This is a genomic window from Alcanivorax sp. (assembly GCF_014762765.1).
Classification (GTDB): domain Bacteria; phylum Pseudomonadota; class Gammaproteobacteria; order Pseudomonadales; family Alcanivoracaceae; genus Alcanivorax.
Map to the genome: position 1 here is coordinate 10,001 of NZ_JABURH010000112.1, position 3,250 is coordinate 13,250.

The following is a 3,250-nucleotide window of genomic DNA, read 5'->3' on the forward strand; positions in this document are numbered from 1 at the left end:
TCGCTGAGAATGCCTGCCCCGCGAAGCTGAAAGTAGCCCTCCCAGGTATTTTCACCAATCTTCAGAAGCTGGGAGTGGATGACTTCCCCTGAGGCCAAAAAAATTGTCATCAACAGGAGGAGAAGGGCGGGTAGCGAAGAAAACCATTCACGGGCGGTACGCTGTCCGATGCGTAGGCTGGCCATCATGGTGTCAGTCCTTGTTGTTTTTTGTCCAATAGCAAGCCAGGAAATATAGCAAAGCGCGAGAGGGACAGAAAGTTGGCGAGAAAAACGGGAGACACAGACAAAAAAAAGGAGCCCGAGGGCTCCTTTTTTTGGTGCGAATGAAATCAGCGCTGGTGTTAGCCGCCAACCTCAATCTTCTTGAACATGTACTCATGCACCGTATCGGATAGCAGAGGTACATAGGATACCAGCAGCAGAGCCGTCAGCATGACCGCAATGGGAAGCAGGAACTTCTCATAGCGACGGTAGAAGCTGCCGCCTTTGACTTTCGCAGACTCGACTTCTTCTTCGCCGACCACCTGTCGTGTCAACAAGTGGTTTAGCGCCACCGGTGGTGACAGATAACCCAGCTCGAAAGCCACCAGGGTAATCATCCAGAAGTGCAGGGGCGCAATCCCATTGTCAAAGGCTATCTGGGCAATGGTGGCGTTCACCAGAATCACGGCCCCGTAGGGGTCCATGATCATGCCGATGATGACCATGGTGACCACCAGCAGGGTCATGGCCAGCCAGATGCTCGGGAACGTCTCTGGCAATAGCTCCATGACACCGGAACGCTCGATGATACCGCCTACGCTCACGGAGAGCGCCATCAGCATCAGCAGAGCACCAATATGGCCGGTGGTTTCATTGGTGGCATAGCGCAGAGAGGTTTCCAGCTTCTCGCCAACCCCTTTTTCGGCTTCGTAATGGGTGTCGATATCCGGCTTTTTCATGAAATAGTGGATCAACAGAGCCGCACCCAGTATCAGGTTGCGCCACAACAGCCCCCAGAACAGGGCTTCCAGATCCTTGGCAGAGGTGCCGGTGGGGATATTGCCGGCTTCCAGTGCCGCGTTGATGCCCCACAGTTTGTACATGGAGTACACCAGCAGAGGAACCAGTACCACGGTGAAAACGTGCAGGCTCTTGGTGCTCAATTTCTCGTAGCAGAGAATGGCGATCAGCATCACCGGCAGGATAATCGGTGCGTAGTTCTCGTTCAGCTCGGTATCCAGCAGATCCCGGAAGAACACCAGTACGGTACCCATGACGATCACGTAGGGCAGCAGTGGAACCAGGCGCTTGATGCTGGCCGGTACGGCTTCGGAGAATGGTGCAATCCGTGCCGCTTCGGTACGGGCAAACTGGCTGTAGATGAAGAATAGCAGTAGCGACAGACCGAAAATCTTCAGGCCGGAGGTGAACAGTTCGTCCGTGGTAACCGAGTTGTTCAGGGCCGCAATGATCACCACCAGCAGACAGGGGCGCAGTACCACACCCATGGAACCGGACATGGCGGTAGCGGCCAGGGCCAGTTGCTTGCGGGCACCGGCACGAACCAGTTCGTTGTAGATAGTGGCACCGGCGGCGATCACGAAGATACCGGAGGCGCCGGTAAAGGCTGTGGGTATCGCGGCAACCGCCAGTACCACAAAGCACATCAGCTCAGCAGACATCTTCCAGGGGCGCAGTACGTCGAACACCAGATGGGCCATCTTGGTTTGACGCAGCAGCATACCGATCCAGATGTACAGGGCCAGGCTCAGGAACAGGGTGGACAGTTCCATCATCATGCCCAGGTAAACACTAATGCCGTGGTAGTAGCCCTGGCTGATGAACTGGATGCCAGCGGTAATACACATGAAGCTGTACAGCGGAATGGTCAACAGGGACTTGCCCCAGCTGCCGCCTTCCTCGAGATCCTTGGGCGGCTTGATCAGTTGCCACAGGGCGGCCAGAGATAGCAGGGTAAAACCGGCGATCCAGAACTGGTGAAGGTAGAAATGGTTCACCTGTACCCCGTCTGCCATGGCGCTGACTTCCTCACCACGATAAACCCAGGCGGACAGTAGCAACATCACATTGGCGGACAGCTGACCGAGGCTGGAGACAAAATGGTCCTTGCGGGTCTGTGCCGGGCGCAGGGAAATATGATGGCGGGTCAGAGTGGCTGTAGCGGCACAGATAATCACCAGGATACACAGCAACAGCCGCTTGTAGTGGCCCAGGGTGGTGACAATCTTGGCAACGCCGCCTTCCAGGTTCCGGAAAGCAATCACCCCGGGGGTGACCTTTTCCTGCACCATGGTATAGGTGGCCCATTTTTCGCGGCAGATTTGCTGAGACGCTTCCAGTGACTGACGCAGAGCGTCTTCGTTTACCTCGGTGCCGAACATACCGGCAAGGGGGTCATCCGCCATCTGTTGTTTCTTTCGGGTGATGGCTCCTTTCAACTGTTCGTCGATATTGGCGTCTGGATTACAGGTCGGCTCCTGGAGAATGCCGGCACCCCGTAACTGGAAGTAGCCTTCCCAGGTATTTTCACCAATTTTCAGCAGCTGGGAGTGAATCACTTCCCCTGATGCGAGAAATACTGTCAGCAACAGGAGAATCAGGGTTGGTAGCGATGACAACCATTCACCGACGGAACGGTTCGCCATTTTCATAGTAGAAGAAGGTTTGTCCATTGTGCACCCGGTTATTGTTATACCGCCGTAGAATGCGGGGAAGAGGCTACCCGCGGGCCCTCAAGCCTTATTCGCCGCATTCTATGGCAGTGTAAACACCTTGCCTACCCGGCAGGATTGCGCCGGGTGACAGAAATTAGGTCGCTAGGGAAAAACGGGGCCCCTGGGCCCCGCTTTGATCAGTGTTGCGCTTTACTCGACAGGATTAACGCATTCGGCGCGGGAAGGCTCTTCCTTGCAGCGCACCTTGCGCAGCAGGGACATCATCTCCTTGCTGTAAACGCCGTCTTTGGTCAGGGCGATACGGGCTTCGCGCATCATTTCGTCATAGCGCAGCTTGTCGGCCTCGGGGATGCGAATCCACCACTTCTTGTCGACTTCGTTGTTGGCGTTTTCGATCACGGTCATAGCGCGGTCGAACTGGCCAAGCATGTATTTGCGGGACTTGTCAGCATAGCCGTCCGGGAATTTGTCTTTCTTCAGGATAACCTGGGCGGTGAGCTGGCCGAGTACGTAGTCGATCATGCCGCCATCCGGCTGCATGCCCTTGTACAGTTCCAGGGCGGAGTAGGC

General features: G+C 55.7%; 3 protein-coding genes. All 3 read right to left on the minus strand.

All coding sequences use genetic code 11. From position 1 onward, the window contains the following. The coding region (locus tag HUJ17_RS07160; RefSeq protein WP_290510052.1) for a hypothetical protein at positions 1-188 on the minus strand (188 nt) is incomplete at its 3' end. A gap of 155 nt (positions 189-343) precedes the next feature. Beyond that, entirely contained in the window at positions 344-2,677 is a 2,334-nt protein-coding gene (locus HUJ17_RS07165; protein WP_290510053.1) for a TRAP transporter large permease subunit, read from the minus strand. Between the two features lie 192 nt (positions 2,678-2,869). Next, the coding region (locus HUJ17_RS07170) for a putative solute-binding protein (protein WP_290510054.1) at positions 2,870-3,250 on the minus strand (381 nt) is incomplete at its 5' end.